Genomic DNA, 25,237 nt, shown 5'->3' with positions numbered 1-25,237 from the left:
TGCCATAGGTTATCTTTTTACCTCGCGTTTACCAATACCAAGATTTAGTAAATTCTCTTGAACGTCTTGCCAGTTAGAGCCACAGCAGTGATATTTCTTGTCACGCAAATTGACTAGGTAGTAACCAACCTTACCGCGTCGCAATCGAAATAGTTCGATGCTTTTCTACTACTAAATAATGTAACGAGTGGATAATACTTTGCATATCGCAACTGCAAACAACTAGTAAATAGCAGATTAAATAAAGATCTATCTATATTTGATTGAGATTAGGGTGTTATCGCTGTTTTGATGTTGATGGTTATGTTAGAAGCGATCGCTTTGTGATTGAGATTTGAGGCGATCGCTTTAACAATCAACGATCAAAAAGTGGTACAGTTATCTAAAGCTGATCTGGAAGGCATCCAAGAAACTCTTTATCTGCAATCTATCCCCAATTTAGTAAAATCAATTAGAGAAGCCGAACGAACAGATGATTGGGTTTTTGAGGATAAATTTCTGAGAGCCTTGAATGGACTGGAAGATTGAGTTTAGTCGAAGTGTTGTTAAGGATGCCAAAAAACTAAAAGTTGCCAATCATGAAAGCAACCTTAAATCATTGCTAGAAATCATTAAGCAGAATCCATACGAGCCTCTCTATGAAAAACTCTCAGGTAATCTAAAGGGATATCTTTCCAGCCGTATTAATATCAAGCACCGTTGCGTCTATTCAGTTAATGAGCAAACTAAAACGATTAGAGTTGTTTCTGTTTGGTCACATTATGAATACGTACCTCAGCGTAACAAAAAATTAAAACCCAAACATGTAAAGCTCCCGCAACGCGCACGCTTTACATGTTTGGGTTTTAATTTTTCTTTTGCCTACTCCCTTCCCACTAAAGAAATAGGCATATAGATACAAGAAATGAGTAGCTACTTATTACGAACAGAATTGGCACAATTAAGTATTATGGTAATCGCGCATTCTTGATATGACATCAGATCCATGACACAACCAATTTCTTTCAAACTCTCCGAACTCGCCGCCGAGTTTGTCGCGACCCTACCCGATTGTCGATTTGAATCCAATGGGGACGATCCCATCATCATAGGAGTCGCTGCGATCGATAAGGCGCAATCTGGAGAAATTACCTTTGTGTCCTCGTCAAAATTTGTCGCTCGTCTCAAGGATACTCAAGCTAGTGCTGTCATCCTCGATCTCAAAACTCCGTCACCTTTGCCCTGTATCCGCACCGCCCATCCCCGCATCCTATTTGCTAAGGTTCTCGAAAAGTTTTATCAACCGCCCACGCCGCCACAAGGTATTCATCCCACCGCAATTTTGGGTGAAGGCGTGCAGCTAGGGACAAATGTCGCGATCGCACCCTATGTTGTCATTAGCGATCGCGTCAAAATTGGCGATAATGTCACGATTTATCCCCATGTCACCATTTATAACGATGTCGAGATTGGCGCAAATACGACCATTCATGCCAATTGTGTAATTAGCGATCGCACTCAAATCGGCGCAAATTGTCTGTTCCATCCCAGCACGGTTTTAGGCGGCGACGGCTTTGGCTTCGAGATATCGCCCAATGGTACATGGTACAAAGTCCCTCAAATTGGTCATGTAATCATCGAAGATAATGTCGAACTGGGCTGCTCCTGTGCTGTTGACCGTCCTGCTGTTGGGGTTACTGTCATTCGCAAAGGCGCAAAACTGGATAACTTTGTCCAGATCGGACATGGAGTCGAAGTTGGAGCACACTCGGTTCTCGCTTCACAGGTGGGCTTAGCGGGTGGTGTCACTCTTGGTCATCATGTTGTCATGGCAGGGCAGGTCGGTGCAGCTAATCACATTCACATCGGCGATGGCGCAATCATTGGTGCAAAGTCGGGTATTCCTAGCGATGTTCTCGCAGGTGTTACGATGATGGGCTATCCTGTCGTTCCCGAAAAAGATTGGAAGCGGATCGTCATCGCCGAGCGTCAACTTCCCGATCTACTGCGTACAGTTCGTAAGTTAGAGAGGCGGATTGAGGAACTAGAAGCAAAACTTGTTGAATAGAATTAGAGAGGGGCGCAAAGCGCCTCTCTCTAATTTGTGGGTCTGAATATGTTTATTGATTTTCATACACATCACGATCTCAAATCCCCAGATCTAATCAATTTGCAAACCCTCCATGTTACGCCAGAATTGCAAGCAGAAGAACTACCGAACATCTGTAGTCTTGGTTTGCATCCTTGGTTTATCCAATTAGAAACATGGGAAGCTGCATGGTCAAATCTTGTGAATTTAGCGAAATTATCACAGATTGTAGCGATCGGTGAATGTGGATTAGATCGAAATATTGATTTGTCTTTAGAAACGCAAATTTCTATTTTTCAAAGACATATAGAACTTGCGGAATCATTACAGAAACCGCTTGTAATTCATTGTGTCAGAGCTTTTTCAGAATTAATTGCTCTTAAGAAAGATACTAAATCTACGGTTCCTTGGATTATTCATGGCTTCAATAAGAAAGAAGAAGTCTTTCAACAGCTGCTCAAGCATGATTTTTATTTCTCCTTTGGCGGCGCAATTTTAAGCGATCGCTCTCCTATTCTGCAAGCGATCACTACAATACCAAATGGCAGATTTCTCTTGGAAACAGACGATCGCACTGATATTAGCATCAAGCAAATTTATGATCGTGCCGCCGCATTGCGTCATGTTTCTCTAGAAACTCTGCAAACTCAACTAATTGAAACTTATCACCAATTGACTAGACTGAGCTGAATCATCAACAGCATCAAGTTCATCCATTCCTAACCCAATCTCACTGAGTAATTCTTGCGCCGCAACCAGCATTTCAGGTTCAAGATTTTTAAGGTCTTCGCGAGTGCTGAGATAGGTCTTGAGAGCAGTCATCGGATCGAGTGCCTCAGCAGTGCTGAGTTCTGGCATCCTACTACGAGGATTTTGACTGACAACTTCAGGGATCAATGCATAGTTATGGGCGATCGCCATTGCTTCATGTAATAGGCGATCATCAATTAATGCTAACTGCTCGGCTTTAACTTTGTAAATTAATCTTGCGATCGCCTGATCGATTTTCCCTTTTGCGATCGCCTTAAGTAACTTCGCTTGTGGATCATCAGATTGGGTTACATCCACTTCCATTGTCCGAAAAACACGGGTAGGAATTGGGCAGAAATCAAACTTTACATTCCCCTTCTCAACTTCTAACCAGCAATATCCCTTCGCTTCATTCTCTTCACCAAAATCAACGCGCTCAATACTACCTGGATAAACCACAAGTGGTTGCGTCGCCAAGATCTGATGGCGATGCACATGACCGAGCGCCACATAGTCAAAGGCTTCACGGGTTAGCATCGATAGAGGAATCGTAAAACCTTTGCCAGCCGCTAGAAACCTCTCTGCTCCATAGGTAGCTGTATCGACCATCACATGAGCCAGCATAATCGTCGGCAATTGTGGATCGAGTTGGCGGATTTCGCCTTCGATCACTACCTGCAAGCGATCTATCAGAAACTGGCTTACCTCAGCCATCGAGAAGCCTTCTGTCTCAGCTTTAGTCAGCAAAGTCGATCGCGTAATCCAAGGCAAGGTAATAATCTGAATATCCCCTGCCTTTGTGGAAATCCGATGCGTGGCGATCGTGTCGCCCACGGTGAAGTTCGGCACAGCAAGACTGCGATAAATAGCCAGACTCGCGCCACCAACTCCCTGTGAATGTTGGTCATGATTTCCCACTAATAACACCGTAGGAATCCCAGCATCCGCAAGGCGGCGAAATTGCTTGGCAAAAGCCTGTTGCACTAGTGGCGGCGGCGTAGCATCAGGAAAAGCATCACCACCAAATAGAACGATATCGGCTGGCTCGTTAATTGCGCGATCTATACAGATCGTCAAGGCCGCCACAAAGTCCTCTAGGCGAGTATTCAATCCTGTTTGCGGATTAACCTTTCCATGAGTAGTACTACCAAGATGAATATCGGAGAGGTGTAAAACTTTAATAGTCATCAGATTCCTCTCATAAATGACAGCCCAGAGCTAATATTGTCTGTGATTATATATCTTTCATCAAAAAATAAATGGGTGCGCTTTGCGCACCCATTTATTTTTTGATGAAAGCAGGACTAATCTATACGCCTACAGGTGTAGGAATACTACTGAACGCAATAGATGGCTTGTTGAATACTTGAGCCAATTGACGAGGAGCGCGATCGCACCAGTTCTTCTTGCCGTAGACATAACCAGCGATTAGAGGCAATGCCACGGTTGCTTCGGAGTAAACCATTTGTTCTTGGACAATATCAACCTTGCCCCAAGAATGTGCTTCCTTCAAAGTCGAACCAGATAGAGCGCCATCGCGTTCGTCAGCAACAGTGATCTGCACTGCATACTTGTGCATTGCAGCCTCAAATCCAAGCAACTCAGCCGCAACCACAGTGTCTTGAGCAAAGTTCTTAGGAACACCACCACCGATCATAAATAGACCAGTGTGAGGGCTTGCCAATTTGCACTGAGTCAATTCGCGGAAATCGCGGACAGAGTCGATGCTGACATGCTCTTCAGGAGAGAACCACTGATGATGAACTAAGCCAAAACCTGCGGAACAGTCGCTGAAAGCAGGAACAAAGATGGGAACTTGATGCTCGTAAGCTGCCAAGACAACCGAGTGACGATTTTTAGCATTCTTGTCAAGATATGCGCCCATTTCATAAATGAACTCACGGGAAGAATAGGGACGAGGAGGAAGTGAATTAGCGATTTTAGCGATCGTCATGTCGCAAATACGCAGTTCATCTTCGTCAATGTAGGTGTCATAGATGCGATCGATCGCATTTTCGCGGAGTACTGTGTCATCAGCAAATGTATCGCCGACATAGTGACGAAATCCGAGAGCTTCAAAGAAGTCTTGATCAACGATGTTTGCGCCTGTAGAGACAATCATGTCTACCATGTTGTTGGCGATCAAATCGTAGACAACTCCCTTAAGTCCCGCACTAAATAAAGAACCTGCCAAACACAAGATGATTGCGCAATCTTTGTCCTTGATCATATCGTCATAGATATGGGCCGCACGACCAAGGTTTCTACCTTGAAAAGCGGTGTTAGCCATTGCATCAACCAATCCGACCACATCAAAAGCTTTGATGTCGATGTGTTCAACAGTCTGTTTAAGTAGTTCGCGTTTCATGATTCTGTTTTGTCCTAGATGCTATGTGTTGTAAATGTATGCGAGAAAAAATTCGAGCAAAATTCCATAACAAAACAAGCGAAACTAAACATCTTAATGACAATAACTTTTCTTTACGGCGCACGATCATAAACGTCACTATCTAACCAATCAATCATATGATCATAGATAGATACTGACAGTTTTAAAATCTGTACGTAAAAAAACTTATCGCCCCAAGCGTCTTTTCTACGGCTTATTAAGTTTCGGGAAATATTTAGTCTTCTCCACTATGAGAAGCGATCGACCGAGGTTGTTAACAGTGGTTACAACCCTGATAGTTAGAAGGTCGATCGGAACATACTAGGTCCTTCACAGGCATCATCCCAAGAAAGAGTGGGGTCAGACTCGCGTCTTTCATCCAACTTCAGGTTGAGGAGCCAATCACATCCAAGCAATAAAACCAGTTTTTTCAATTTTTATTTAGCTGAGTGCAATACATCCTTGTCTATGATAGCACTTTTTTTGGTAAATACAAGCAAAATGGCGCTAGAGAATTTGCATGTAAATTCGTTTAATTATGTATTAAGGAAGCTTGTAGAGACTTAAGCTTTCTCTTTGAAACAAAGACGTATTTTCATACAGGGGCGATCATGATGACAGCGCAGTATCAGGCGGCTCTACAGTCCTATGCAGAGGGTCGGTATGAAGAGGCGATGCAGCAGTTCTCAGAATTGTTGCATGAAGATCCTCGCAATCCCAAGCTGCATATTTGGTTAGGCGCAACCTTTCGTAAGGCAGGTAAAATTGAGTATGCTAAGGTACAGTATCAACAAGTGTTGACCCTTACAGACGATCCAGATTTGCTTGATCTTGCCAGTACTTCGCTTGCTCAGATCCAAAATAAGCTAGCTAATATTTCTCAGAAAAATAATCCTCGAAAGGTTCTTCAGAAAGATATAGAATCACTCGATAGTCCAAAGGTTAAAGAAGCTAGCGATGCAGATAAAGCTCAAGAAGCTAACTATAGAGCCTTGCAGCCAGAGGTTACGCAAAATGTTGGCTCAAAGATAAATAGCGTATCTAGCAATAGGAGTATTTCCTATATTCTTGACCATGACGACTCGACAATGGGCGACCTTGCCATATTAGCTAACCCAGCTTCTGTTAATGTAGCTATTAAGCCAAAAGTTGCTGTAAGTGCTCGGGTTAACGGGAATGGAATAGTACCACCGCCACCTGCGATCGCAGCAAAATTTAAGAACCAGCAAGAGGTACAGGAGCAGGAAGATATAACTACTGCCCAAGAACCATCATTTGCCCAAGAACCATCATTTGCAGATGATGAGACTCTGATGGTTGAAGATGTGGGAAATATAATGATTGGAGATCTAGAAGATATAACAGATAAGGCTCCTGTATCAATTTTTAGCGATACGATCGCCAATATCCAAGAAGCAAGTCAAAATAACAAACAAAAAATTGAATTTCCACCTGTAGAATCTGTATTTTTGGGTTGGGGAATAGATTCTCAAAACACTGAAAACACTCAAAACAGTGACCTTAGTGAAGATCGTGACGCTTTTCAGGGCAATGTTCCTGCGAGAAATGATGCTTCCGCGATCGCATTAGAGGACATGTTTAAATTCTCTAGTGTCAGTCAAAAGATTACTTTATGGGGGGCTTTGGTAGCGACTATTCCTGCGATTGCATTGGGTATCGCAGCATACCAAGTGGGAGATGGGTTGCTATTAAATAAGGCTAAACAAGCACAGCAATCGGAGGCGATCGCTTTAGCAAACGTGACCAGAAATTTTTTAAAGCAGCAGATTAATGATGTGGAAGTGTTGCAAAAATTACTAGGCTCAACCGAAATAGGACAGAATAACTTGCAAAAGCTCCCAGCCTCTCCATCAACGGACAAAGCAACTAATCCTCTCAACGCATTGCCTATTGCTCAGCAACGTCAATATAAGCAACAGTTGACTAATCGGTTGAATCTCTATGGTCAAGCTTATCCTGAGTACAATAGCATTGCGCTGTTTAGCACAAATGGCGAGCTACTCGCTCAGTCAAGTAAATCGAAAACCTTACAAATTCTTAACCCTAATATCCTCAGTAAAGTCAGTGCTGTGGATAATGTCTTGCTTAGTAACCCTGTAGTTGAGAAAGATGGGGTATATCTTTACGCAGCTAGGTCAATCAAGAGTTCTGTTTCACAAAAAGTCAACATGATTTTGCAGGTTGAAATTCCTGTAAAAAAATTAGAAAATGATTTAACCAAAGCCAGTAAAGATGCCAATGGGAATAGCGATTTTTATGTGATTGACAGCTCTAACAAATATATTACTAGCTCGCAGATTGTCAAGGTTGGTGAAGATGCGTCAACAAATTTCGCATTAATTCCTGATTTGCGGACTTCACAATCATCTCGTCTAGGAGATATGGTCAAGAGCGATCGCAATGGACTATTGCTTGCTTATGCCCCCGTCCCGAATATGCAGACATATGACATGTTGACTTGGGATATATTAACGACAATAGATAAAACTAAAGCGATCGCTGGTAATCAAAGTCTACTGTTGGTGATAGGGATTGGCATTGCTGCTACACCATTGCTAGTAGCGACAATCGCCTATGCGCTATCTCGCAAACTTAGCTCAAGGCTGAAAGATATTCGCGCCGCTCTACGAGATATTAGACAAGGAACTAGTAATCTTAGTCTTGGAGCTTTGAGTATAGATGGAAATGATGAGCTATCAGATATTTCCTTAAGTATTAATAAAATGTCTGAACAATTCCAGACGATGATGCAAAAGCAAGAGCAGGAAAAACAAAACCTGCAGTTGCAAGTAGTGAAGCTATTTAACGTCTTAGCAAAACTTGCTAGAGAAGAAAAACGCGAAGCTCAAGATGCAGATTTGTCTGATGAGAATGTATTACGTCTAGGTAAGAAAGTGCGATCAGAGATAGTCCAGCGCTATGCGGAAGTTGAAAGCTATCGCCTCCAAAAGGAAAAACTTCAGGAGCATTTGATGCAAATGCTTAAAGATGTCCAAGCCTTAGCTGATGGGGATCTTACGGTTTCCACTCAATCGGTTGACGGCAGTTTACCGAATGTCGCTATATTTTTTGATGATGTCATTCGGGGATTACAAAATATTGTCGGTCAAGTTAAATCTTCGGCAAACCAAGTTAATTTCTCCCTTGGGCAAAACGAACAGGCGATCGCTAATCTTACAAGTGTTTCGCAAAGGCAGGTAGACACAGTGACACGATCGCTAAACACAATGCAGATGTCTAAGCTCTCAGCAACGCGAATTGTTAATAACAGCCAGCAAGTGTTGCAATCATCGCAACTAGTAGTAGAAAAACTGTCTGATAGCGATCGCTCTATTGATGCGGTGATGTCCAAGGTCGGGGAATTGCAAAATACGGTTACGACAACTGCTAAGAGAGTCAAACATTTGGGGGTTGTCTCTCAAAAAATTGCTAAGGCTATTTCTTCAATTAATGAAATTGCGATTAAGACTAACTTTCTGGCGATCAATGCCACGCTTGAAGCATCTCGGTCAAGCAATGTCAGTAGTGGATTTGTGTTGATTGCAGAAGAGGTTGGAGAACTAGCTGCGCGTTCAGTTACGGCGACGAAGGAAGTAGAATGCCTACTCAGAAATATTCAGAGCGAGACTAACGCAGTGATGACAGCTGTTGAGTCTGGCAGCAATCAACTCTCAGAAAGCAATACCTTAGCGATCGCGGCTAAGGATAGCCTACAACAAATTGCTCAAATCTCACAACAAATTGATGGATTAATGGTGACAATCTCCGAAGCAACAACTTCACAAGCCCAAACATCTGAAGGGGTTGCAAACTTGATGAATGATATTTCGCATATGGCTAAAAGAACACTTGCTTCTTCTTCAGAAGCTTCCAAATTAATTCAAGCAACCAGAGGATATTCTGGAGAACTTCAACAATCCTTGACTCATTTCAAAACTCGCTAAAATAGCCAAGTATTGCTAATTTCAAGATAGAAGTTTACTTGATATATATAATGGATTTCCCCATGATTGAAATAGAGCCACAAACCAAAAAAATCTTTTCTAAGGAAGCTCAAGCTTTGATGCATGAGTTGAAAAATAAAATTTTAGAGCTAGATGTAAGTCTGCCAAGTTTTCACCAACAACTTGATAGCATAATTTCTATGATCCAGTTAGTTCAGAATGCGGCAACTAACGCCAATTTTTATATTCCTAACTCTCCTTTTGCAGAAATAATTTACAACCTTGAATCTTCAATTAATCTATTGCGCGATCGCCAAGCCGAGATTGATTGGATTACCAAAGAATTGTTGATTGAAGTAATCAATATGTCCAGTCAAGTAATTAATGAATATTGTTTGGGAATGGATTTAGCTAAAGACTGGATAGAATTACAGCACAGCTTATTTGCCCAAATAAACGTACATTTACAATTTGGAACAAATGAAATTGCATCCCAAAAGAAATTGGAATTTTATGATATCGCAAATGAACCTTTTAACTTAGAGGATACATCAGAAGGTTTACATTTGTTTGACATAGATTTTGAGACAACAAACTTGGCAGACTCCTATGTATCGCAAATAGAGAAATTAGACAATTCAGAAGGTTTTCTAATGATTCAGATAGATCGGGAGGAGGATTTGGATTCCAACAAACTGTTTCAAGAAGTATCAGATAATTCTTATGATGAATTGACTACTTTATTTCCTGGTTTATTAACAGATTCATTTACAGGTGATTTAGACGAATTGACTGGGGATCTACAGGAGTCTGATCGAATTAGTAATGAAGAAAGATTGCCAATGCCAGCGTTGTTTGCAGAAATATTTTCAGCAACATCCGCTGAGCCACTACTAGACAATGATGACAAAACTGAAATTCAAAGTGTGAAGTGGAACGATCGCGAAGTAGCTATTGAAGATATGGGTGGCATTGAAGATGTTTGGACTAAATTTACAGCAATGGAGTCTTGGACAAAATCAAATGACGAGGAACTGATACCTGCTTTTGACTTATCCGATTTTGATCTGTCTAATAGTGAGTCTAATAATTGTATTTCTGAGGATATGACTCCTGACAATTTTTTTGAGTCATTAGATCACAGTACATCTAGTCTAGATTCTGAGCATTATTCCCAGCCCAATAAATCTACAAGTCAGAGTCAGTCAGATCCAGACAGCAGCACAATGCTAGCGGAAATGCTTAAAGAAGATTTTCCTGCTTCAGATATTGACACAGCTATAGAAGAATCTCCAATTTATCAGAATAATGTTGACGATGTCAGTTCTTCTTGGCATGACTTATCGCTAATAAATTTTGGAGATACAGAAATTTCCTATGCAGACTTCGCGTCCTTATCCCTAGAGGCAAAACCTGATTTGGATTTAGATATGGGTGCTATTAGTAACAGTCCAGTAGACATTCAACCTGATACAAGGGGAAATGATAATGATGCGACTATTCGCATTCCTTTAAATCATTTAGAAATGTTGGGGGATTTGTCAGAAGAATTATTAGTGCGTAAGGGAAGTTTAGATATTTATTTAGGTGAAATCAAAACGTTGTCGGGACAAGCTCAAAGCCATTTGCAGTTATTAGAGACTAACTCATCTGACCATAACCAAACTGTGATCGCGGGATTGCAAAATGCAGTTGAGCAGATTGTGAATGTACTTGCGCTCAGTGAACAGCAAACCTACGCGATGAGTCAGGATGTTAATCATTTAAGGAAAAATCTACGCCAAGTTCTCAAACATCCAATCTCTAGTCTCGTGAGAAGGTTCCCGCGTATTTTGCGCGATCTGTCACTACAGTATGGCAAACAAGTAGAGTTAGTTGTCCAAGGCGCTGGAGTAGAAGTTGAGAGATTAATTTCTGAAATAATCGCTGAGCCACTTGAGCTATTACTACGAAATGCTTTTAAACATGGAATTGAATCTCCCCATGATCGCCAGCAACATGGGAAAGCACCGCAAGGCAAAATTGAGTTTATAGCAACTCAAACCGATGAAAGTACGATCATTAAGGTTTGTGATGATGGTTGCGGCATTGATATAGAAAAGATCCGTCATCAGGTTGAACAATCGGCAGCGATCGCAGGTATGTCAGGTTTTTCAACAATGGATATGAGTGATGAGCAATTAATCAATTTAATTTTTGAGCCAAACTTCAATCCCGTACATAGTAATTCGGATGCTGGAGCTAAATTAAGTGATGTAAAAAAGAATCTGCGAAAGTTTGGTGGCAATATTTCGGTGCAGTCACAAAAAGGGAAAGGCACCCAATTTACCCTAGTTTTGCCGAATGTACTCTCCTTAATTCGCGTACTGCTAATTGATATTAATCAAATGTGCCTAGCCATTCCCAGCAAGATAATATTGGAAGTAATTCCCTGCGATTCCCAAGTTATTGATGCTAATGCGCAAGAGACCTTACTATGGCGCGATCGCGTACTGCCTATAGTTCGCCTCAATTCTATGCTAAAGCTCAATTGTCGCCATAGCTTGAGCCAATCAGTTCTTCAATCGAACCAATCTCTACAATCAACAAATTTACCTGAAAGCCAGAAGCCTTCCCATGCCGTACCTTCGCTTTTAGTCATCCATTACGAGAACGATCTATTTGCTTTGCAAACTGATGGTTGCTGGCACGATCAGGAAGCCACATTTCATCAGATTGAAGGTAACATTCTCCTTCCACAATTTTTTCTCGGTACAGTTGTTTTGGGAAGTAATCAGGCTGTGGCTTTGCTCAATCCTGCTGAATTAGTTAGCCAAAGCCTACACTCAGATGATCATGTTTTGATCTCTGAGGAGAGCCACTCAAATTTAGATAATCTGAGTAGTCTATCTGACTTTTTTAGTGCAGGAGATTCGGCACTTTCTCTTTCTATCTCATCTGCACCAACAGATAGTAACTCAGCCCGTGACTTGGTTCGATCCCCTGAACCTGAAAATCTAGAAAGCTCAGGACTATTTACCAGTGAGCTAGTAAAATCTCAGGCAAGGCGATCGCAGCCTAGAGTATTAATTGTGGAGTCTTCGGCTAATGTGCGGCGCTATCTAGCGATGACTCTCACCAAGTCTGGTTTTTTGACTGAGCAAGTTCAGGATGGAAAAGAGGCGATCGCGTTTCTCAAAAACTGCTTAGAGAGAAAGCTAAAAGTTGATGTGGTAATCACCGATTTAGAGATGCCTCAGATGGATGGATTCAAGCTCTTATCGAGTGTCCTTGTTGATAATGATCTGCAAAATTTACCGATCATTGTACTCACTGCAAAGAATAATGAAAATGATCGGAAGTTAGCTTTAGATCTGGGGGCGAAGGCATATTTCTGTAAACCATATCGAGAACAAGAACTCGTTGAAAAATTGCACCAAGTTATTTCGTGGTAAGTAGCTATGCATAATGCTCCGCCCGCGCAGCGGGCGGAGCAAGCCCTATTTTTATTGTTTAACTAAGCTGATGCTGGATTTGATAAGTTTTGGGCTTTACGACAAGGAGGGAATGCTTATTTGACGAAGCCTTTTGCTCCAAAACAACTACTAGAAACGGTTTATCAACATGTTAATTAACGGGGAAGTTTGCTATGGGTTTTGCACTTGGAGAAGTTTTTTGGCATTCAATCGATGCCTTTGGCAAAACCAATTATTACGATCGCCTTGCGGGCTGTGATGCCAGATGCAGGAATACGCCGCCTCGCCTGTGTAGTAATGGCGCTTGAAGAAATTATTACCCTTGACACACAGAAGTTGTTTCCTGTCCCAGATAAACTACCTAAACGTTCTAGAGCTTTATTGTCAGGTTTAGCAAAGATAGATGGCAACACTTAATCGCATTCAAGGAAAAGTTACGATGGTGATTTCTGATGTATAAATGCCGAGAGTTAATGGATTTAATCTGCTACAAGCTATTCGTACCCACGATCTCTGGTATACGATCCCCGTGGTGATGTTGACTTCGCGCACAGGCGATCGGCATCGGCAGAAAGCCATCAGCCTCGGCGCTAGTGGATATCTCAGCAAACCAATTGTGGTCGGAGAATTGATCGAATGTCTGGGTCAATTAGTCCACTAATTTTATTGGCGCGGCGAAGACGCGCCAATAAAAAGTTCATATTGTGCCTTTAAATAAACCTTGCGGTTTAAAGAGCAATACCAAAATCATAATTACCAAACCCACGCCCAGTTTATATTCTGTGCCAATGCAGTATTTCTGTAATTCTCCTAGTGCCGCAGGACAAGTGGTAGCAACTTCTTGGGAAATACCAACAATTAGCGCACCAGCGATCGCCCCATAGGGATTCCCAATCCCCCCCAGAATCACTGCCGCAAACATGGGCAAAATCAAGAACCAGCCCATATTTGGGCGTAAGTTGGTAATCAAGCCATACATACTGCCCCCAAAAGCAGTCATGCCGCCAGCAATTACCCATGTTGAGATGATCACAGCATTGACGTTGATTCCTGCGACTTTCGCTAGTTCGGGATTATCGGCAACTGCACGCATAGCTTTGCCAATTTTAGTATTTTGCAATAAATAGTAAAGCCCAGCGATGATCGCTATCGCTGCCACGATAACCACCATTTTGTTTTGAGTGATTGCTAAGTCGAAAATCTTGATCGCTGGAAAAGTTGGCAAATCATATTTCTGTGGTTTTGCGCCCCAAACCAGAACGATCGCATTACGAATTACCAACGCCAGACCAATCGAGACAATCATCATCGTAGTTGAGGTGGCTTTTTTAGCGCGTAACGGTTGCCAGAGGATTTTTTCGCAAATTAAGACTAAGCCGATGGAGATAATACTGCCAAAGGCGATCGATACGACAATATTGAGCTTGAGGGTAGTATTGGCAAGAAATGCAAGGTATGCGCCTAAGGTGAGAATGTCACCATGCGCAAAGTTAGCAAGGCGCAAGATGCCATAGGTAAGCGTTAAACCGACTGCGGCAAGCGCAATAATACTTCCAACAGCAATCCCATCAACAGTTGATTGCAGGATTGATTGTAAGATTTCCAGCATTAAGAAAATTTGATAGAACTTGATTGCTATTCATAGTATCGTTTTTTTGAAGGGTACATTTGGTGGGATATCAGGTAAAAATGCGAAATCACATCAATTTCCGATCAAACGAACCACAATAAATTTTTTAAAATTATTGCTAAGCAACACTTTTAAAAAATTTATTGGTTCGGAGTTGAGCGCAAAGCGCTGCAATAGATGAATTTGAAAAGCAAAAAGGTTATGTGAATAAACTTTTACCGAACAGAAAACAATAATGTCTAAACGAGATGATTTGCATTTCCCCCTGCGCCGTGCTCTTAAAAAAGACGGATGGATAATTAGGGCTTGCTGAAAAAGAGACTAAGCGGAAAGTAAGAGGCAAAGACGAAGAGAAAAACTCTTTGCCTGTCTACTAGGAAATTGCCAAGAAAGAGAATTAAAGCTAAAGTGCGGTTTCAGAGAAGGAAGAACAAAGAGTTGCGCGCAAAACATAACAAATGCCTGCACTTTATCAGTTTTTTATTCCTTGAATACCCCAAATTTCAAATCTTTCTTGTTTTCCTAGTAAGCCCTATTTAGCTATGCCATCTCACACATAACCAAAATCGCAGTGAGATTGTCATGACCATTGACGTTATTTCCTAACTCAATGAGTCTGTCTAAACCAGTTTGCAGATCGACCTCCTTATTTAAAATTGGTAATAAATGAGATCGCCAATTATCGTCGATCGCGTCATTGTCACACATGCCATCAGAACACAACAGAAATAAAGTTGTCTCTGTCAGCGCAAAAAACTCAATCGAAGGCTCAAGGCGATCGCTAGGATTAGGCCCAAGCGCTTGAGTAAGCTGATGAGCATCAGGTCTAGACTGCGCTACTTCAGGCTCAACACCAAGATCTAGTAATTGATTGAGAACTTCATGATCGCGAGTGATTTGTTCTAATTTTGGTTCTAATATTGATTCGAGATTAGGGCTATTAGTAACTTTATATATACGACTGTCCCCGACATGAGCAATTACAACATCCAGATCATGAATTCCTAAAACGACCAAAGTTGTTCCCATTCTACCCAGAGATTTCCGCTTTTCATTTTCATTCTTGGTGAAAATTACTTGATTTGCCTTGCAGATAATCTCATTAAGCATCTTCTCTCCTGGTAAGGTGTCGATCCAAAATGGACGAAATTGATCGGTAATAGAATTAACCGCGATCGCACTCGCAACTTCGCCACCATCATGCCCACCCATACCATCACACAACACAAATAAACCGCGACGGCTGCGATCGCTAATTTGGCTTTTGCCATTAATGCTGCGAGTTTGAAAAACCGCAACAAAATCATCCTCATTGCGATCTCGCTGCATTCCCACATCGGTCTTGCCAGCATAGGTTATATCCTGTAACTGCACTGTGGAAGATACAACCATCGATGTTTCTGATTCAACATCCGCAAAGTCTTCTAAATTGAATTCTGGTGGTAGGGGCTCCGACTCTGATCCATCCCGTGATGTCTCAATGTCGCTCACTAATTGAGAAGATGCTAAATCTTTTACCTGAATTTTGATTGTTTCTAATACAGACTCTAAATTTAATGGTCTTGTTGGAACTGAAGAAGGTTGTAGAGCCTCTTCTCCAAGAATATTTAGAAGTGTATCCATAGCAATTTTAGCGCCGCAAAATTGACAAAATTGGTGGCTATCAGGATTTGCAGCTTTACAACTAGGACAGATGCTCATAATAATTATTGCGTTGGCACAATGCTATAAATTTAGGCTAATAATAGAGAAGAAGACTTTAAGGTAATCGCACCCATGACTGATTCTACCAGACTCAATCCCGCTGAAGAGATCGTCCTTGGACGAGACTTTATGACGCTTTCTCAGCATGTTTTATCAACGTTTGGGACATTTTCGGCTGAGGCATACGATCTGAGTGCATTAATGGGACGGATTGGTTTAGCTGGCAAAACGATCGCTCGCCATCTTAGCCGCGCAGGTTTAGTAGAAAATGTACTGGGGGGCACAGGCGAAGTAAATGTCCAAGGCGAAGCGGTCAAAAACATGGATCGCTATGCCAATCGTGTTTTTCTCCGAGCCTTTGAACAGAGTGGCTTAGTTTGTCGACTTGCCTCCGAAGAAATGGAGAAGCCTTACTACATTCCCGAAAACTGCCCAATTGGTCGATATACGCTGCTCTATGATCCTATCGATGGCTCCAGTAATATTGACGTAAATTTAGCGATCGGTTCGATCTTCTCGATCCGTCAACAAGAAGGAGATGATGAGTCTGGAGAAGCTCTAGATTTATTGCAGTCAGGTCGCAAACAAATCGGTGCAGGTTATATTCTCTATGGCACAAGCACAATGCTGGTTTATTCTCTAGGTAATGGAGTTCATGCTTTTACCCTCGATCCTAGTATTGGTGAATTCATTCTCTTCCAAGAGAATATCCGTATTCCTGCTAAAGGTTCTATCTATAGTGTGAATGAAGGAAACTTCTGGCAATGGGAAGAAGCAATGCGTGAATATGTAAGATATATTCATCGCCAAGAAGGTAATACAGCACGTTATTCTGGAGCGTTAGTAGCTGACATTCATCGTATTCTCTTTCAAGGTGGTGTGTTTCTTTATCCTGGTACAGTTGGTCATGCTGATGGGAAATTGCGCTTACTTTATGAGTCCGCTCCTTTAGCCTTTCTAATTGAGCAAGCAGGTGGTCGCGCAACTACTGGAACTCAAGAGATTCTCGATGTCGTTCCCAAAAAATTACACAGTCGCACCCCGTTAATTATCGGCAGTTCTGAAAATGTAAAAGTAGTAGAATCTTTTCTAAAGGCATAAGGACATTGCTTTCTTACAGCGCTTTACGCTCAAACCCGAACCAAGAGCTTTCAAAAAAGTTCTTAAAACCAAAAAGATGAGAGGCGGCGCGAAGCGCCGCCTCTCATCTTTAAGAGGAAACTGTTGCTGACTTGATCGCATAGCGATCGCTTGACTTACCGATCGCAAATCTAAACGACTCATGTACGGTTTTGTTAGACTGCGTAGCAAAAACAACCAGTCCTACAATGCAAAGCCCAGTAGCGATCGCGAAGATATTGGTGATGCCTACAAAGCTAATCATCTTGCCCATAATTGGTCCAGCAACAGCGATCCCCACATCAAAGCCGATCCATGTCATGCCAAATACATAGCCGCGCTCTTGTGGAACCGTGCGATCGGCAAGCAATGCCACGATCGCAGGAATCACAATTCCTGAACCGATTCCTTCCGCAATTCCTGATAGTAAAAATTCATAATCATGGCTAGCAAAATAGATGATCGCCATCGATAATCCGTAAAAGAAGATGCCAATCGAAATGAAGATACCACGACCCCACTCATCACTTAGCCTTCCAACAGGGAAGCGAATGATAAATCCAGACAAAGCTGCGGCCATATAGAATAAACCTGCATTCAGGGCAATATGCTTCTGCTGCATCAAAATTGGCATAAAAGCACTGAGTGTCCCAAAGGATAAGCCAACCAGCAACAAAACTGTAGAAGGAATTCTCACTCTAGGATTAAGGAAAGTCTGCCAAAATTTTGGCTTTACTATAGATGCTGTGGCGATTTTGCGATCGCGTTCACTACCTTCGTCTTCAATTAGAGTTGTCAACAACAATCCCGCAAACGCAAGCAAAGAGGCAGTAATAAATAGAGGTTGATATCCCCAAGTCTCTTGCATCAAGCCACCGATCGCAGGGCCAAAAGCCAAACCCAAAGGATTTACTAAGCTCATATAGCCAATTATTTCGCCACGTTGCTCAATTGGCGCAAGGTCTGAGACTAAGGCACTATAGCTCACCGCAAACGCCGCAATACTAATTCCATGAATTGCGCGAAATAATATCAATAAAGGGATAGATGGTAATAAGGCATAGCATAAGGGAACTATTGCCGCCACGATCAACCCAATTCTCATTGTGTAGCGTCTACCTTTGCGATCAGAAAGCTTGCCAAGGTAGGAACGACATACGAGCAACCCAATCGCAAAAGAACCCATGATGATCCCGATTTGATCAAATGACTGTGTCAAACTGCGGATATAAAGCGGTAAGGTCGGCAACTGTGATGCCATGCTCGACCAGAAAAATAGACCAGCCCAAAAAACCGCAGTCAGATTTTTGCGAAGGTGCGTATCAAGGTTTGAGAAGGTAGTTAAGGACTGCATGACTCCAATATGACCAATAAATGACCAATGAATGAGCAATAAAATATACAACCCAAGCCGTCTGAGAGAATTCTTTGTTAAAGAACCTTCTACAAATGGCTTGGGCTGCGATTACTTATTTAAGATTGTCTTTTAAGTTACAGATTATAGATATCAAGCGATCGGGTGAATCCCTTTCATCTATATAGAAAAAACGTTAAGAATTAAAGTTTTTTCTATATAGATATCTCATTTAAAGTGCTGCAAAGCGACACTTTAAATGGAGTTGATAAATTAGTACTTAACAGGAGCAGGAATAGGTGCGCGATCGCGTCCAGCAGAAGAACGGCGCGAGTCATATCCGCCACCATCACGACCACCGCCATCACGACCAGAGCGAGCCCCATTTCCGCCTTGACCGCGCTTGATGGGTCTACCACTGTAAGAACCACCGCCGCCGCCATCGCGATCGCGACCACGACCACCCTCAGGGTTGTGAGGTTGCTTAGCCAACACTTGCAATGCAGCTTGTTCAGATTTATCAGATTGCAGTTGGGTATAAGCCAGTTGCAAAGCCGCAGCAGCGATCGCTTGAGGGTCATAATCCTCAACCAATTGCGATACCAAAGGTAAGAAAGAAGCCAAACGCTCACCTGTCAATGCTTCTAAGATTTGTTCCGTGAAGCGACCAATGCGGCGCTCTTGAATTTGAGCGACATTAGGCAATGGCTGAGGAGGAAGAGGCATACCAACTTGCTGCTCTAATTGACGCAACTTGTAACGCTCTTTTCCAGAAATCAAGGTGATCGCAATACCTTTCTTACCAGCGCGACCAGTCCGACCAATACGATGAACATAACGCTCAGGATCATCAGGAATATCGAGGTTAAATACGTGAGTCAACCCATCAATATCTAGACCACGCGCAGCAATGTCAGTTGCAACAACCCAACGAACTTGTTGATTGCGGAAGCGACGTAACAGAGCTTCGCGCTGAGACTGGGAAAGGTTGCCATGATACTCATCGACACTATGCCCACAAGACTGTAGAACTTCAGTCAATCGGCTAGCTGAATCCTTAGTACGCACAAAGATGAGTGCTGAGGTTGGCGCTTCATATTCCAGAATAGGCAACAGAGCTTCTTCTTTAGTGAGGTGATAGGGAACTAGATAAATCTGTTGGTCAATGCGAGTAGGCGTAGAGTCTTGACTCTCAACCTTGACAGTAACAGGTGATTTCAAGAAGTTCTTCACCAAGCGTTTGACTGCAGGTGGCATGGTAGCTGAGAAGAAAGTACTCTGCTTAGTAGAAGGAGTCGTAACCAAAATCCTCTCTACATCTTGAATGAAACCCATATTGAGCATTTCATCAGCTTCATCAAGAACAAACCAAGAAAGGTTTTCTAATTTGAGTTTGCCGCGCTCCATTAAATCGATTACTCGGCCAGGAGTACCGACAACCACATGAACACCGCGCTCCAATTGAATCATTTGGCGACTGATGTCAGATCCACCATACACAGTCAGGATTTTTGCACCTGGCTTGGTGTTAAAACTACGAATAGCCTGACCAACTTGAATAGCCAATTCGCGAGTTGGAGTCAAAATTAGTGCTTGCAATGAATCACTATTAAGATCCAACCGCTCCAAAATTGGCAGGGCAAAAGCTGCTGTTTTACCAGTACCAGTCTGCGCTTGACCTAGTACATCTGCTCCTGCGAGCAGTTGAGGAATAGCCTGCTCTTGAATAGCAGTAGGCTCTGTAAAGCCGATGGATTCGAGCTTAGCAACTCGTGCTTCAGAAATACCGAGAGAAAGAAAAGATGAGGGCATGGATGATCCTAAGATTTGCAGCAAATTTGTTCTAAGAACAGTTCGCCTATTCTGCCAATCGCACGGGATAAACAATCACTAACAAAGCCGAAGGACATCTCTGCCCTAAATTTTAAGCGGTTTAAAAAGAGTTTTTCGATGAAAACCTCAGCTTCCAAAGATTAGATTGCTTTGGATAGTCATGCAATGGGAGAAATCAGCAAAATGAAGTTAATTATTTCTAGTATAAACCTTTGTTAAAGATTGTAAACAATCTTTTAGTAGATTTATGACTATGGTATGGGGGAAAAAAGTTGATAGTCTACTCTGAGATAGCCTTCCAAGATAAAATCTTAAGATAAATTAGTCGTCGCCCAAAAGATTTTGTCTGGATGTATCCAACTTGTTCCAGAGTTCCTTGATCTGTTGATAAGCTTCATTTGAAGAAATCTTACCACCAGTTTCTAAGGCACAGATGATCGAAATACGATTAGTAAACTCTTGCAGGTTAGCATTAAACGCTAAATTTTGTGGCGAAAATTCGCCTCTAAAATTAGATATAGGGTTCAAGAATCTATCTTTATCAGGATTAGACATCTAGATGTAACTCGCAGCTATAAGCTGGACAGGTTGAGAAAAGCTCAAAGATCGCAGACGTAGAACTGTAGGGAAAAGCGATTATCCTGCAACCTGCCCGACTGTTTCGGACTTCCGACAAAATACCGTAAGACCGCAACCCCAAAGTAACGAATCCTATATTGATTGTTGTCCGAACCGAATTATAGCAAAGACAAGCAAAACCAGCAGTGCTATGAGATACCTAAATACTCTTAGTTAATACCGTTCGGAAAACGCTCCTCTGTAACTAGTTAAATAGTGCTAATTAGTTGCGGCAACTTTTTTGAGGGCTACAGCAAGATTAGACTTGCGACGAGCGCCAGTGTTGCTATGGAGAACTCCACGTTTGACAGCACGATCAATTTTGCTATAAGCCAAAGACTGTTTAGCATTAACTGCTGCTAGGGCTTCAGGAGTAGGATTAGCCTTGTAAGCATCAACTGCTTCTAAATAGCTTTTCATTAAAGTCTTGACGGCTGACTTATATGATTTATTATGCAGACGGTTACGCTCAGTGATCTGAATGCGCTTCTTGGCGGACTTGATGTTTGCCACAGTTGATTCCTTTTAGCTAAATGACATGGTTTGAAGCGTTCATTATCATAACATTTTGATTAGATTTTGCAACCGTAAAACCAATTTACTTTTTAATTAGCCTTCTGATTGCTTTTTTGCTTTGGCTCTCTATGTTGACGAATCTCACCCTCAAACGCCCATGACCTACCTAAATTTTGTTTCTTTCTTTGGCATTTTTGGCTTGTGCTTTGTGGCTTGGATCTTCTCCGAAGATCGCCGAATCATCCCTTGGCGCGTCATTATCTGGGGTATTGGCTTGCAGCTAGTGCTGGGATTTCTAGTATTTCAGTTTGAGCCAACTAAGTCTGCTCTAGAAGCTTTTAGCAATTTGCTTAATGTTGCCTTTGATGCCGCAGAAGAAGGAGCGCAGTTTATATTCGGCAGAAATTCATTTATGGTGGCTGCTGCCCCTAAAAGCGGTATCTGTCCAACCCTTCCTAGAGGTTTAGGAAATATTACTAGCAGTCTATGTGCCGTCCGAGTCACAACTATGTTTGCATTAAGTACTTTTCCTGCGGTTATTTTCTTTTCTGGCTTGATGGCTCTATTAGAAAATTTGGGAGTTATTCGCGTAATTGTCGATTTTTTTGGTTGGGTGTTTGAGCGCACCATGAAGCTAAGTGGAGCAGAAGCTCTGAGTGGGTCAGCGAATATTTTTGTCGGAATTGAGGCTGCTATTGTTGTAAAGCCGTATTTACCAACAATGACCCGTAGTGAATTATGTGCAATATTGGCTTGTTGCTTTGGTACAGCGGCTTCTTCAGTATTGGCTATTTATGTTCGTGCATTAGAGGCTGTTTTTCCAAATATTTTGGGGCATTTGGTGTCGGCTTCGATTATGGCTATACCTGCATGTTTTGTATTGTCAAAGATATTAGTACCTGAAACAACTGTGCCTGAGACGATGGGAGGTATATCCAAGTTAGCGCAGCAAGTTGCAGACAATAATGCTGATGATGAATTAAAGTCAGCGGGTGGTGAGGTTATGAAGCGCGTTAGCCCCATGGATGCAGCTATTTTAGGTGCATTAGATGGCGTAAAAATGAGTGCCTCAATTGCTGCTGTTTTGATTCTAATTGTTGGTTTGGTGTATTTACTAAATCAGATGTTTGGCTGGCTAGCTGCTTTACCTTCCCCTGTTGGTGACGTTTTTAAGGTTGTTACTTTACCCAATATTCAGGGGTTTCTGTTTTATCCACTAACTCTGCTTACAGGTATTTCTGCCGATGATTCTTGGCAGGCTTCGGTAATTATTGGTAGAAGACTACTAGAAACAGCTATTCCTCCTTACAATGAACTAGGACGAGCCGCATTAGCAGGAGAGCTTAGTAGTCGCACCGTAATTATTGTGAGTTATGCCCTATCGGGTTTTGCTCACCTTGCATCGGTCGGAATATTTGTTGGTGGCACGATCGCATTAATTCCGTCTCGGCGTAAGGATATTTCGGAGTTGGGTTGGAAAGCTCTATTCGCTGGTACATTGGCAACCTTAATGATTGCCTGCATTGCAGGTGTATTTGATAATGGAAACCCTAGCATTTTGGGGGAAAAGAAAAAAGCTGTACCAGAGCAAGTTAAGCCATCGCCAAGTGCGTCGCCAACTACTTCGCCAAATAATATTAGTCCTTTGCCCACTGCATCACCTAAAGCATCACCTTCTCTACCTACAGCTCGTTAAAAATATCAAAGCCCCGCATCGCGGGGCTTTAATTATAAAGAATCCACAGAAAAGAGTGCCAAGCGCTCTTTTTTTATTGGTCTCGATATTGCTGTAATTCAGACTTTAGTTGAGCAATTTCGGCACGAAGATTATCAATGGTTTCTTGCAACTCATCTGGAGCAATATCGCCATCTTCTGTTGTCACAGTTCCCTTTTGGTTTTCGGCTTTTTCTAAGATTGCTTCGACGAAAGTACGGATCTGTTCGCGTTGTTCGGCATCAAATTTACCTAAGGCACTTAGGGCATCAGTTACCGTTTCTTCAATGCGATCAATTACAGCCTCAGCAGTGGCTCTACCAATAAAGAAAGCGTCTAATGGTGATTTACTCATGATTTAAATTATTGGGTTTATTTGGTTTGTTACCACTCGTCAATCGAATGTTGCTTGTAAGCTGTTTTTATGTCTGCTACTTCAAATATAGCAACAAAGTCTCAAAGTAGAGGATTTACAAAGCACACACATAGCTATTCTCATTATGAAACCTATTTTGGAGTTTCCAGCGCCGTAGGCGCTGAAAACTCCAAAATAGGTTTTGCTGCAAGTCAGCCTTTGGCTGACTTGCAGCAAAACCTATTTTTATAATGAGAATTGCTGGTACACACACAGCTCTGGATTCTAAAAAGGAGCTTTGATTTTTGGCTCTTTGTAATCTAACTCTTTCAACTTCTTAAGGATGCGGCTAAAGTAATCCTGCATATAGGATTCAAGAGTAGTCATATCTTCTTCTTCCAAACCGAATATTTTGTAGGTTTCCTTCATGTCTGCATCAAGAGGAATACCACTGGCGAGGACTTCAGCGTAGGTCATTCGCTCGGCAAAGCTCCAGCCAAATTCAAAACCAAGAGCAACTTTACGGGCAAATCGTAGCAATCCGATGGGCATGTTGGCAGTTTTTCTGGTACGTCCCGACATTCTTTCACAGAGCTTGATGATTTCGCTAGGCTGCCATGCTTTAGACCCTGCGATCGCAAAGGATTGACGCTCAGTTTCTTTGACAGTTAAGGCGCGAACGGCAAACTTAGCGATGTCTTGAGTGTTCATGTAAGCGATCGGTGAAGATTCGCCGCCGATCCAGATTGTTTGATTTTCTAGGATGGGGATCGCATATTCCCCAATCAAGTTTTGGAAAAATCCACAGGGCTTGAGAATGGTGTAGTTAAGATCGGTGGATGCTAGAAATTTTTCGGTGCAATGCTTGATGTCCATCAGTGGGACATTAGGATATTTTTCAGCATTGAGAATCGAGAAAAAGACGAAACGTTCAACTTTAGCGCGTTCGGCAGCTTGGATCAATGAAACTTTACCAAGCCAATCGACATCTTTAATGCGCATCGATCCCGTAGCGCGAGTTGTGGCTGCGTCAATAACTTCAGTGACCCCTTCTAGCGCGTCATCTAAACTTTGGACATTGTTCAGGTTGCCTGCGACTATATCTGCACCCCATTCTCTGAGGAAGTTTGCTTTTTTAGGATAACGAACAAAACATTTAACTTTCAGCCCCCGATCCAGTGCGTGACGGGTGATTTGACGACCTAATGTACCTGTCGCACCGACGATCAGTAAGCTCATAAAATTTTTTTATTAAATTGACTTTGTAAACATATATAAATCTAACAGATATTTGGTGACAACTTTTGGTAAGCGATACTAGCGATCGCGATATCTATCTGTAGACAGTAACCTAACCGAAAAGACAAAGTCGGCGCTTAGCGCCGACTTTGTGTTACGAAAGATCGCGGCATTTGTTATGTAACTGAATATTACGAAAATGCTGGCTAGCAAGAAGAATTATTGAGAACTATCAACGGATTTGAGTGGCTACTGTAGGCTAGCAATCATTAAGCATCAAAAATTTTTATCTAAATAATCGGTATTTTAAAAAATGTATAATAAATCAACTAAAGATCCTGTAGTTGCCGCAGTTACAGCAGGTTTGGGAGCAGGAGCAGTTGCTTGTTTTAGTGTCAGCCAAGGTCAAAATATTTTTGTAGCGATCGGGGTGACTGCTTTTGCTACGGTCGTGGCTTTGATTGTTGATCGCTTGTTTTTTAACTAACAGATTGCTAATTAAATAAAGCCAAAAAATGGTGTGGCGGG

At 42.0% G+C, this 25,237-nt stretch carries 22 protein-coding genes; 12 read left to right on the top strand and 10 right to left on the bottom strand.

The genetic code is table 11. The annotated features are described in order from the left end of the window. The first annotated feature begins 369 nt into the window (after nt 1-369). The 4 genes from APA_RS15325 to APA_RS15310 all read left to right on the top strand — a co-directional run bounded on the left by APA_RS15325 (nt 370) and on the right by APA_RS15310 (nt 2,758). Entirely contained in the window at nt 370-528 is a 159-nt protein-coding gene (locus tag APA_RS15325) for a hypothetical protein (RefSeq protein ID WP_201323136.1), read from the top strand. Then, nucleotides 512-895 (top strand): Txe/YoeB family addiction module toxin, encoded by a 384-nt coding sequence (locus APA_RS15320; protein ID WP_201323135.1) that lies wholly within the window; start codon nt 512-514, stop codon nt 893-895. The genes APA_RS15325 and APA_RS15320 overlap by 17 nt, the downstream gene beginning before the upstream one ends. Before the next feature lie 90 nt (nt 896-985). Next, a complete protein-coding gene (lpxD, locus tag APA_RS15315; RefSeq protein WP_201323134.1) occupies nt 986-2,047 on the top strand; it encodes a UDP-3-O-(3-hydroxymyristoyl)glucosamine N-acyltransferase in 1,062 nt (353 codons plus the stop codon). Nucleotides 2,048-2,095: 48 nt separating this feature from the next. After that, nucleotides 2,096-2,758 carry a TatD family hydrolase gene (locus APA_RS15310; RefSeq protein WP_201323133.1) on the top strand — a complete coding sequence of 221 codons (663 nt, stop codon included), beginning with the start codon at nt 2,096-2,098 and terminating at the stop codon, nt 2,756-2,758. Here the strand turns inward: APA_RS15310 and sbcD are convergent. Both sbcD and APA_RS15300 read right to left on the bottom strand, forming a co-directional pair. Continuing rightward, a complete protein-coding gene (sbcD, locus tag APA_RS15305) occupies nt 2,720-4,006 on the bottom strand; it encodes an exonuclease subunit SbcD (protein ID WP_201323132.1) in 1,287 nt (428 codons plus the stop codon). The two genes, APA_RS15310 and sbcD, sit on opposite strands and share 39 nt — an antisense overlap. 121 nt (nt 4,007-4,127) lie before the next feature. Beyond that, nucleotides 4,128-5,186, bottom strand: coding sequence for a deoxyhypusine synthase (locus APA_RS15300; protein WP_201323131.1), 1,059 nt, complete (start codon nt 5,184-5,186; stop codon nt 4,128-4,130). 632 nt (nt 5,187-5,818) lie between these two features. Between APA_RS15300 and APA_RS15295 the strand changes: the two genes are divergently transcribed. The 4 genes from APA_RS15295 to APA_RS15280 all read left to right on the top strand — a co-directional run bounded on the left by APA_RS15295 (nt 5,819) and on the right by APA_RS15280 (nt 13,288). Then, nucleotides 5,819-9,172 (top strand): methyl-accepting chemotaxis protein, encoded by a 3,354-nt coding sequence (locus APA_RS15295; protein WP_201323130.1) that lies wholly within the window; start codon nt 5,819-5,821, stop codon nt 9,170-9,172. Nucleotides 9,173-9,234: 62 nt separating this feature from the next. After that, nucleotides 9,235-12,606 carry a response regulator gene (locus APA_RS15290; protein ID WP_201323129.1) on the top strand — a complete coding sequence of 1,124 codons (3,372 nt, stop codon included), beginning with the start codon at nt 9,235-9,237 and terminating at the stop codon, nt 12,604-12,606. 189 nt (nt 12,607-12,795) lie between these two features. Further along, nucleotides 12,796-13,044, top strand: a complete 249-nt coding sequence (locus APA_RS15285; protein WP_268961957.1) for a chemotaxis protein CheW — start codon at nt 12,796-12,798, stop codon at nt 13,042-13,044. A gap of 43 nt (nt 13,045-13,087) precedes the next feature. Next, nucleotides 13,088-13,288, top strand: a complete 201-nt coding sequence (locus APA_RS15280; RefSeq protein ID WP_201323127.1) for a response regulator — start codon at nt 13,088-13,090, stop codon at nt 13,286-13,288. Nucleotides 13,289-13,324: 36 nt separating this feature from the next. Here the strand turns inward: APA_RS15280 and APA_RS15275 are convergent, their stop codons facing one another. Then, the gene (locus APA_RS15275; protein ID WP_201323126.1) at nt 13,325-14,236 is read right to left on the bottom strand and encodes a branched-chain amino acid ABC transporter permease; all 912 of its coding nucleotides are present in this window, start codon (nt 14,234-14,236) and stop codon (nt 13,325-13,327) included. Between the two features lie 561 nt (nt 14,237-14,797). Continuing rightward, complete coding sequence (locus APA_RS15270) at nt 14,798-15,880, bottom strand: protein phosphatase 2C domain-containing protein (RefSeq protein WP_201323125.1); 1,083 nt, start codon at nt 15,878-15,880, stop codon at nt 14,798-14,800. A 153-nt stretch (nt 15,881-16,033) separates the two neighbouring features. On the opposite strand from APA_RS15270, the gene fbp reads away from it, so the two are divergent. Then, on the top strand, nt 16,034-17,062 hold the full coding sequence (gene fbp / locus APA_RS15265) for a class 1 fructose-bisphosphatase (protein WP_201323124.1): 1,029 nt from the start codon (nt 16,034-16,036) through the stop codon (nt 17,060-17,062). 109 nt (nt 17,063-17,171) lie between these two features. On the opposite strand, the gene APA_RS15260 is transcribed toward fbp, so the two are convergent. The 4 genes from APA_RS15260 to rpsT all read right to left on the bottom strand — a co-directional run bounded on the left by APA_RS15260 (nt 17,172) and on the right by rpsT (nt 21,398). Beyond that, complete coding sequence (locus APA_RS15260; protein WP_201323123.1) at nt 17,172-18,434, bottom strand: MFS transporter; 1,263 nt, start codon at nt 18,432-18,434, stop codon at nt 17,172-17,174. Between the two features lie 273 nt (nt 18,435-18,707). Then, nucleotides 18,708-20,246: a DEAD/DEAH box helicase gene (locus tag APA_RS15255; protein WP_201323122.1), complete on the bottom strand. Its 1,539-nt coding sequence runs from the start codon at nt 20,244-20,246 to the stop codon at nt 18,708-18,710. Nucleotides 20,247-20,588: 342 nt separating this feature from the next. After that, a complete protein-coding gene (locus APA_RS15250) occupies nt 20,589-20,822 on the bottom strand; it encodes a hypothetical protein (protein ID WP_201323121.1) in 234 nt (77 codons plus the stop codon). A gap of 282 nt (nt 20,823-21,104) precedes the next feature. Then, nucleotides 21,105-21,398 (bottom strand): 30S ribosomal protein S20, encoded by a 294-nt coding sequence (gene rpsT, locus APA_RS15245; protein WP_201323120.1) that lies wholly within the window; start codon nt 21,396-21,398, stop codon nt 21,105-21,107. 160 nt (nt 21,399-21,558) lie between these two features. Between rpsT and APA_RS15240 the strand changes: the two genes are divergently transcribed. Further along, complete coding sequence (locus APA_RS15240; protein WP_201323119.1) at nt 21,559-23,097, top strand: NupC/NupG family nucleoside CNT transporter; 1,539 nt, start codon at nt 21,559-21,561, stop codon at nt 23,095-23,097. A 73-nt stretch (nt 23,098-23,170) separates the two neighbouring features. Here the strand turns inward: APA_RS15240 and APA_RS15235 are convergent, their stop codons facing one another. Next, a complete protein-coding gene (locus APA_RS15235) occupies nt 23,171-23,470 on the bottom strand; it encodes a DUF6825 family protein (RefSeq protein WP_201323118.1) in 300 nt (99 codons plus the stop codon). 69 nt (nt 23,471-23,539) lie between these two features. Between APA_RS15235 and APA_RS15230 the strand changes: the two genes are divergently transcribed. After that, nucleotides 23,540-23,722: a hypothetical protein gene (locus APA_RS15230; RefSeq protein ID WP_201323117.1), complete on the top strand. Its 183-nt coding sequence runs from the start codon at nt 23,540-23,542 to the stop codon at nt 23,720-23,722. Nucleotides 23,723-23,755: 33 nt separating this feature from the next. Here the strand turns inward: APA_RS15230 and APA_RS15225 are convergent, their stop codons facing one another. Next, nucleotides 23,756-24,709 carry an NmrA family NAD(P)-binding protein gene (locus tag APA_RS15225; protein WP_201323116.1) on the bottom strand — a complete coding sequence of 318 codons (954 nt, stop codon included), beginning with the start codon at nt 24,707-24,709 and terminating at the stop codon, nt 23,756-23,758. 313 nt (nt 24,710-25,022) lie between these two features. Between APA_RS15225 and APA_RS15220 the strand changes: the two genes are divergently transcribed. Further along, nucleotides 25,023-25,196 (top strand): hypothetical protein, encoded by a 174-nt coding sequence (locus tag APA_RS15220; RefSeq protein WP_201323115.1) that lies wholly within the window; start codon nt 25,023-25,025, stop codon nt 25,194-25,196. Nucleotides 25,197-25,237: the final 41 nt, after the last annotated feature.

It is taken from the genome of Pseudanabaena sp. lw0831 (assembly GCF_016584665.1).
In the GTDB taxonomy this organism is placed as follows: domain Bacteria; phylum Cyanobacteriota; class Cyanobacteriia; order Pseudanabaenales; family Pseudanabaenaceae; genus Pseudanabaena.
This window is presented reverse-complemented; position numbering and strand designations above follow the sequence as displayed.